The organism is Thermanaerothrix sp. (genome assembly GCF_056331585.1).
Window position 1 is genome coordinate 1 of the sequence record NZ_JBWGPQ010000060.1, and the last position, 8,094, is coordinate 8,094.

The following is an 8,094-nucleotide window of genomic DNA, read 5'->3' on the forward strand; positions in this document are numbered from 1 at the left end:
AGGTAAATTAGAGGATTTGAGGAAATCATGATGACCCTAACAAACATTGTTGATTGGGAGACGTTTGAAAGGGTGCTGGTTCAGTGTCGGCGTTGTGAGCGGTTGGTGGCTTGGCGGGAGCGGGTGGCTCAGGAAAAGCGTAAGTCCTATCGGGATTGGGATTATTGGGGGCGACCTGTGCCAGGTTTTGGCGATCGCAATGCCCGGGTGTGGATTGTTGGACTGGCACCAGGGGCTCATGGCGCCAACCGAACAGGGCGGATGTTTACCGGTGATAGTTCCGGTGATTTTTTGTTTTCGGCTCTCTATCGGGCTGGATTTGCAAACCGACCCATCGCTCAGTACCGTGATGACGGGCTGATCCTGAAGGACGTCTACATTTCGGCAGTTTGCCGTTGTGTGCCGCCCCAGAATCGCCCGACTCATGAAGAATTGATCAATTGCTTTCCCTTTCTCGTGTGGGAGTTTCGTCATCTCGCTCATCTTGAGGGGATAGTGGCATTAGGACACATTGCTTTAAGAGGGGTATTACAGTTGCTTCGCATTTCAGGGTTTCCGGAGGTTGATCTGCACTTTGAGCATGGGGCTTTTTTACCGTCGGATCAGAAGCGTCCTTGGATTCTGGTCTCTTATCACACCAGCCGCCAGAACACTCAAACCGGACGGCTGACGGTTGAAATGTTTGATGCTATTTGGCAACGAGTGCGTGGATTGTTGGGAGGATAGGTTTGTATAGTCTTTTGGCGTGTGTATGCTTGTGGAAAATAAGGGGGGGCATTACAATTCAATGAGTGAAAGGTTACTAAGAGTCTAAAAATGTTATGCAGGTTTCGAATTTTCCTGGCAGGTATCCTGGCTTTATTATTCATTGGACTGGGAGGCTTTCTAGCCTGGGCGCTTACCCCTTTGGGCCCAATGCCTGAAGTGCAGGCCGCTCTTGTATCGGATGCCCGAATTGAGGTTGAACAGAATCAGTGGTTGGCTTTTGTGCCTCGTGATAACTCACCTCGTCTGGGGGTGATCTTCTATCCTGGGGGCCGGGTGGATTACCGTAGTTATGCGCCATTAATGCGGGCAGTCGCCGAGCATGGCTATCTAACGATCATTTCTCCCATGCTGCTTAATTTAGCCGTCTTATCACCAGAGGCGGCTCAAAAAGTGATTGCAGCATACCCTCAGATTTCCACCTGGGTGATAGGAGGGCACTCGTTGGGAGGAGCCATGGCAGCGACTTTCGTTTCTCGGCATCCTCACGAGGTGCAAGGGTTAATCCTGGTGGCTGCTTATCCGGCGAACAGTGCGTCACTGCGATCTTTTCAAATTCCAGTTCTGTCTATCTCTGCTACGGCCGATGGCTTGGCTACTCCTCAGAAGATTGCCGACTCACGGCCTTTGCTTCCTGAAACCACCCAATGGGTTGTGATCCAGGGTGGTAACCATAGTGGTTTTGGTTGGTATGGGGATCAACCCGGGGATGGGCAGGCTACGATTTCTCGAACAGCCCAACAGCAACAAACTGTAGAGGCCATAATCCGCTTCTTACGTGCTGTCGAAGGAATGGGTGAACAATGAAGATTTTTCGCCTCTTAATCGTGATATTTTCTGGACTTATGGCGGCAATTGTCATCGTTCCACTCATCATTCCTATTCCTCCCTTGCCTGATGGAGTAGATGAAGAATCCTTGGCATGGCCGGATAGCCAATTTATTGAGATTAACGGCCTCAAGGTTCATTATCAACGTTATGGAAATGGGAATCCGGCCATGATTCTATTGCATGGCTTCGGGGCCAGCACATTTTCATGGCGTGAGGTGATCAGGCCGTTAGGTGCTCATGGCACGGCCATTGCCTTTGATCGCCCCGGCTTTGGCTTGACGGAACGCCCTCTTCCGCAGACATGGGAGGGCAAAAATCCTTATACCTTAGATTTCCAAGCCGATTTGGTGATTGGGCTTATGGATGCTCTGGATATCCCGCGCGCTTTTTTGATCGGTAATTCGGCTGGCGGAACAGTTGCATTCTACACAGCACTAAAATACCCCCAAAGGGTTGAGGGTTTGGTTTTAGTAGATGCAGCTATCTATCGAGGTGGTGGCGCACCGGCTTGGATCCGTCCACTTTTGGATACCCCTCAAATGAATCGCCTTGGGCCCTGGTTCGTTCGTTCACTGGCTGGGGAACAGGGATTAGCCTTCCTGCGTTTGGCCTGGCATGATCCAAGTAAAATCACGGATGAGATCATTGCAGGCTATCGTAAGCCACTCCAAACTAAAAATTGGGATCGCGCGTTGTGGGAATTAACCAAAGCCAGTCAAGCTTCTGACCTGGCTAAACATCTCAGTGAGGTTAGTCACCCTATTTTGGTCATTACCGGTGATGATGATCGCATTGTTCCCACTGAAGAAAGCATTCGTTTAGCTCAGGAGCTACCAAATGCGCGCTTGGTAGTTATTCCTGATTGCGGGCACGTCCCGCAAGAGGAATGCCCGACGGAGTTCTTGCACGCGGTTCTACCCTTTGTGATAAGCGAGGAAAGAAATACCAAAGACAAAGAGGTGAAGGCATGGGTAAACAATTGAGGGTTGGGGATGAAGCCCCAGATTTTGAATTAAGGGATACTCAGGGTCATCAGGTAAAGTTATCGGACTTTCGAGGCCGGCGGGTGGTCCTTGTCTTCAATCGTGGTTTTATGTGACCCTACTGCCTCAGGCATATGGCGCAGTTGCGTCAGGATGAAGAATCATTTGCAAAACGTAATGTGGCTGTACTCATTATTGGCCCCGATGGACCACGGGCCTTTAAGCGCTTCTGGGAAGAACAAAACATGCCGTTTATTGGATTGGCGGATATTGGCTCCAAAGTGAGCGATCTTTACCAACAGGAAGTTAATATTCTAAAGTTAGGACGTATGCCAGCGGTTTTTGTAGTTGATGAAGAGGGTAAAATTCGGTTTGCCCATTATGCTCAACATATGGCGGATATTCCCTCGAATGCTCAAATCTTGGCGGTGTTGGATTCCTGGTGAGGTTGGGCGATGACAAAAACAGCTTTAGTTTGGGGCGCGAGCGGTGGCATAGGATTGGCTTTAGTTAGCCTATTGAGCGCTAATGGTTGGCAGGTGGTGGCTGTCGCTCGCAGAACGAAAGGTCTCGTGCAGCTTACTTCGCATGTCTATGAAGTGGATTTCAATTTTCCAACTTCATTGCAGTCTATTACAACCCAAATGTCGCAGGAGGGTTTGCAGGTTGATTGGTGGATCTATGCTGCTGGTGACATTATGGTCGCGCCATTGATCCAAATGAGTTTGGAACGATGGCAGCAGATCCTTAACGCAAACCTTACGGGTGTTTATTTAGCCTTACATTATAGTAGTTCGTTACTTCGTCCTGAGGCTCCGGTTTATTTTTTAGGTGCAATAAATGAACGAATACGGTTACCAGGACTTTCGGCTTATGCCGCGGCTAAAGCGGGATTGGAGGCACTAGCGGAGGTTGCGCGTAAAGAACTTAAGCGGCCGGTAGTGGTAGTAAGACCGATGGCGGTTAACACTCCCTTGTGGCAGAAAGTACCGTTCAAAATGCCACCGAACGCAGTCGAGCCGGATGTGGTAGCGGCTAAGATGTTGGAAGCCTATCACTCAAATTATTCGGGTTTCCTAGATATCACTTAACTGCAAGACCCAAGGTGATAAACGCCGCTCTTGTGTCAAGAGCGGCGTTCTTTACATGAAACCATCCCAATTATTTAGGCGCGCTTGAGGGCATTCCAACCGGCGTAAACACCCGTATCGCCGAGTTCGGCCTCGATGCGCAGTAACTGGTTGTACTTGGCGACGCGGTCGGTGCGCGCAGGAGCGCCGGTTTTAATTTGCCCCATGTTTAAGGCCACGACCAGGTCGGCAATGGTGGTATCCTCAGTTTCACCTGAACGGTGCGAGGTGACAGCACGCCAACCTGCTCGATGACAAAGTTCGACTGCCTCGATCGTTTCAGTCAGGGTGCCGATCTGATTGAGTTTGACCAGGAGGGCGTTACAGGCTTTCTCTTGAATCGCTCGGCGTACGCGTTCGGGATTGGTCACCAGCAGGTCATCACCTACGAGTTGGATGCGGTGACCGAGTTCGGCAGTGAGCATCTTCCAGCCCTCCCAGTCATCTTCGGCCAGCCCATCTTCGAGGGAGACAATGGGATATTGATTAATCCAGGACTTCCAGAAGGCAATCAGTTCTTCGCTCGTCATCTGCTTGCCTTCACGACGCATGTTGTAACGTTTGGTCTCAGGGTCGTAGAGTTCCGAGGCGGCAGGATCGAGCGCGATGGCGATTTGCTCACCGGGTTTATAGCCTGCTTTCTCGATGGCCTCCAAAATTACCTCAACCGCTTCTGCATTAGCCTTAAGCGCAGGGGCATACCCGCCTTCGTCACCGACGAGTGTTGCATACCCTTTTGCTTTCAAGACGCTTTTCAGCGCGTGATAGACCTCGGCACCCCAACGCAATGCTTCGGAAAAGGTAGGAGCACCCAACGGGGCGATCATGAATTCTTGGGCATCGGTGGATTGCCATCCGGTATGAACACCACCGTTGAGGATGTTCATCAGAGGAACGGGCAACACGTGGGCGTACACGCCACCGATATAACGGTACAAGGGTAAGCCCAGAGCATTGGCGGCGGCTTTTGCCACTGCCAAACTTACACCTAAGGTTGCATTGGCGCCTAGTTTAGACTTGTTTGGGGTGCCATCCAGTTCGATGAGTAGTTGATCAATTGCCTTTTGCTCTACGGCGTCCCAACCTACCAGGGCTTCCGCAATCTCATTATTGACGTTATCTACAGCTTTGCGCACGCCCTTGCCCAAGTAGCGCGCTTTATCACCGTCGCGGAGTTCAAGGGCTTCGTGGACACCGGTTGAGGCGCCTGATGGGACGGCAGCGCGTCCCCAACTACCATCGGCTAGTACAACTTCGACTTCAACAGTGGGATTGCCACGTGAATCAAGGATTTCTAATGCGGTAATGGATTCAATTGTCGTGTCCATAGAGTCCTCCTCAGAGTAAGAATTGAAAACAAACTTGCTTTTCATTGGTCTAAGTTAGTATAACCCAAATATTTTAGATCATGTTGTGATATTTGTCACAATTCATTAGATGGCTTCCATTTCAAAGGGTTGTACGGTTACCCCGGCGTATTCGCAGGCAGCCTCAATGAATGCCTTGAAAAGAGGGTGTGGACGGGTGGGACGGGATAGGAATTCGGGATGAAATTGAGTCCCAAGCATAAATGGATGATCAGCCAGTTCAGCAATTTCTACTAGGCGGCCATCAGGAGAAAGTCCAGAAAAAACCATTCCGGCGTTCTCAAATATCTCACGGTAGGCGTTGTTGAATTCAAAGCGATGGCGATGGCGCTCCTGGACCAGCGCTTCTTGGTAGGCTTGGGCGGCTTTGGTACCTGGCTTTAGTTGACAAGGATAAAGCCCCAGCCGCATGGTGCCGCCCATTTCAGTGATTTGTTGCTGTTCGGGGAGTAAATCAATCACGGGGTAAGGTGTGGTTCGATCAAACTCGGTTGAATTGGCGCGTTCATCATTAAAGACATAACGGGCGAATTCAACGACCATCAATTGCATGCCTAAGCAGAGGCCAAGGTAGGGTACCTTGTGGGTACGGGCATAACGGGCGGCCAAGATTTTACCTTCAATTCCGCGAGACCCAAACCCGCCAGGCACCAGGATACCATGAGCCTCTTCGAAAATTTCCAAGGAACGTCCCCGTTCAAGATCAGTGGCATGGATCCATAAAATTTCTACCTCGACGCCGAGGTGAAGAGCGGCATGTTTTAAGGCTTCTCGGACGCTCATATAGGCATCATGTAGTTCCACATATTTTCCCACTAGAGCAATTTTGACCTTTGGTTTTTCGCGGCGTACCTGAGCCACAAGGCGTCGCCACAAATCCCAATCGGGTTGGCGGCGTGCTTCTAAGCCCAGGCGTTCGAGGATAAAGTCGGCGACCCCGGCTTCTTCCAGCAGTAGTGGCACCTCGTAAAGCACAGGAGTGGTGGTCATCGGCACCACGGCCCGGCGATCAACGTCACAATATAATGAGATCTTGTCTAAAAGACTGCGATCAACCGGATAGTCAGAACGAGCAATGATCATATCGGGATTGATCCCGATGGAGCGTAGCTCGCTCACGGAGTGCTGAGTAGGTTTGGTCTTAAGTTCACCCGTGGCGCCAATGTATGGGAGCCATGTCACGTGAATATACATGGTATTTTCGCGTCCCAACTCTCGTCTTAATTGGCGCAGAGATTCTAAAAAGGGTTGGCTCTCAATATCGCCGACCGTGCCACCTACTTCAACCAATACGATTTCTGCATTGGTAGTTTTGGCAACTAGCGTAATGCGTCGTTTAATTTCGTTAGTAATATGAGGGATCACTTGAATCGTACCGCCGAGGAAGTCACCCCGACGTTCCTTGCTGATGATTTCAGCGTAAATTTGTCCGGTGGTGGTATTGCAGACACGGTTGAGGCGCACGTCCATAAAGCGTTCGTAATGTCCAAGGTCGAGATCGGTTTCTGCGCCATCGTCCAAAACATAGACCTCACCATGTTGATACGGGCTCATGGTGCCCGGATCCACATTAAGGTATGGGTCTAACTTTTGGGCAGTCACAGCAAATCCCCGCTCTTTCAAAGTGCGCCCAATGGCTGCTGCGGTTACCCCTTTACCAACAGAAGAGACGACGCCTCCGGTGAAAAAGATATATTTTGTTGGCACGGATTTCATCCTCCCGAATAAATCACCAGATGTGGTAAGTTAAGTGGAGAGGGAGGGTCGTTGATCCGACTCCTCCCTCGATTGGGTTTGGGAAGTGCTCTCTGGCTTGATTATTGCGAGAATAACACCAGAGTTTCCTGTTATAGTGGTCAAGTACATTCATTGGTGCTAAGTTTACCACAATAAAAAGAGATGGCTGGTTTTTTAAGGCGCGAATTTTTGTGAATTAAGCAAAAAAAGGCGGGACAAATCCCGCCCTTTTTTAGCATATCTAAACTTAGGATTGGCTGATGTTGGAGCGATGTTCAAGCGTACGGCTGAGGATAGCCTCTTGTTCAGCAGACAAGGTTTTAGCCTTTTTGGCCTTAGCGGCTTCTTTTCGTTGTTTGGCGCGCTCCATGGCCTCGCGTAACGCCAATTCCATTACGGTGGGCTCAGCCTCGGTGGGTTGTGATTCCTCTACCGTGCTAATCAGTTCATCCAGATTGAAGGCGTTTTCATCGGCGCTTCCTCGCGCACGCTTGCGCCGTTTTTCGCGTCCTTTATCGCGCGATTTCTCTTTGCTAGCCACTGGTTCGTGAGTTTGTGGCTCTTTCTTTTCTACAGGAGTGTGTTTCTTCTCTTCGACTGGCTGGGGGCGCGGTTCTTGGGTTGGCTCGGGTTGAAGGGCCTTCAGACTTAATTTTATTTGTTTCTTTTTACGAATCACTTCAATGATTTTGACCTCGACCTCATCCCCCTCTTGAACAACTTCGGTGGGGGTTTTGACGTAGCCGTGGGAGAGTTCGCTAATGTGAATTAGCCCCGGACGCTCGGCACCGATATCTACAAATGCGCCAAAGGGCTCAATGCGAACCACTTTGCCCTTAACCACCATCTCGGGTTTGATGTCTTTCCATTCAAGGTCAAGGGGTTTTTTGAGGGTAAGTTCAATACGATCCCCCTTAACCCGCCGCACCCAAACTTCCACGGTTTGCCCCTCTTCAAGCACTTCGCGGATGTGCTTTATGGGTTGACCAGGTGTGGGAGAGGGAATCTGTGAGATATGTAAGACCCCTTTGGCCACACCTAAGTCTATAACAGCACCAGCGAGGTTTAACTTGATCACCTTACCGGTAAATTTCATTTTAGGTTTGATTTCGATGTGGTTCGCCTCCGCAATAACCATATTTTCCATTAGATCACACTCCCGTTTCCAATCTCAATCAGCGAAGGGGGATTATACCCCCGCTGATATCATCTGTCAAATCGCTAGGGAGTGAAATTTGGCACAATATCTAAAATTAGGAAATTCTAGATTAGCGCGATTCC

8 protein-coding genes are annotated in these 8,094 nt (G+C 50.0%); 5 read left to right on the forward strand and 3 right to left on the reverse strand.

Annotation, left to right across the window (positions count from 1 at the left end; all coding sequences use genetic code 11):
- The first annotated feature begins 27 nt into the window (after positions 1 to 27).
- The 5 genes from AC01YT_RS13190 to AC01YT_RS13210 all read left to right on the forward strand — a co-directional run bounded on the left by AC01YT_RS13190 (position 28) and on the right by AC01YT_RS13210 (position 3,670).
- A complete protein-coding gene (locus AC01YT_RS13190) occupies positions 28 to 726 on the forward strand; it encodes a uracil-DNA glycosylase (RefSeq protein WP_476676144.1) in 699 nt (232 codons plus the stop codon).
- Positions 727 to 816: 90 nt separating this feature from the next.
- On the forward strand, positions 817 to 1,572 hold the full coding sequence (locus tag AC01YT_RS13195; protein WP_476676146.1) for an alpha/beta fold hydrolase: 756 nt from the start codon (positions 817 to 819) through the stop codon (positions 1,570 to 1,572).
- Entirely contained in the window at positions 1,569 to 2,579 is a 1,011-nt protein-coding gene (locus AC01YT_RS13200; protein ID WP_476676148.1) for an alpha/beta fold hydrolase, read from the forward strand. The genes AC01YT_RS13195 and AC01YT_RS13200 overlap by 4 nt, the downstream gene beginning before the upstream one ends.
- On the forward strand, positions 2,564 to 3,025 hold the full coding sequence (locus AC01YT_RS13205) for a peroxiredoxin family protein (protein ID WP_476676150.1): 462 nt from the start codon (positions 2,564 to 2,566) through the stop codon (positions 3,023 to 3,025). Before AC01YT_RS13200 ends, AC01YT_RS13205 begins: the two co-directional genes overlap by 16 nt.
- 9 nt (positions 3,026 to 3,034) lie before the next feature.
- Positions 3,035 to 3,670, forward strand: a complete 636-nt coding sequence (locus AC01YT_RS13210) for an SDR family NAD(P)-dependent oxidoreductase (protein WP_476676152.1) — start codon at positions 3,035 to 3,037, stop codon at positions 3,668 to 3,670.
- A 74-nt stretch (positions 3,671 to 3,744) separates the two neighbouring features.
- Here AC01YT_RS13210 and eno read toward each other — a convergent pair whose 3' ends face one another.
- The 3 genes from eno to AC01YT_RS13225 form a co-directional block, all read right to left on the reverse strand.
- Positions 3,745 to 5,037: a phosphopyruvate hydratase gene (gene eno / locus AC01YT_RS13215; RefSeq protein ID WP_476676154.1), complete on the reverse strand. Its 1,293-nt coding sequence runs from the start codon at positions 5,035 to 5,037 to the stop codon at positions 3,745 to 3,747.
- Between the two features lie 105 nt (positions 5,038 to 5,142).
- Positions 5,143 to 6,783, reverse strand: coding sequence for a CTP synthase (locus AC01YT_RS13220; RefSeq protein ID WP_476676156.1), 1,641 nt, complete (start codon positions 6,781 to 6,783; stop codon positions 5,143 to 5,145).
- Positions 6,784 to 7,060: 277 nt separating this feature from the next.
- On the reverse strand, positions 7,061 to 7,960 hold the full coding sequence (locus AC01YT_RS13225) for a S1 RNA-binding domain-containing protein (RefSeq protein ID WP_476676158.1): 900 nt from the start codon (positions 7,958 to 7,960) through the stop codon (positions 7,061 to 7,063).
- Positions 7,961 to 8,094 lie beyond the last annotated feature (134 nt).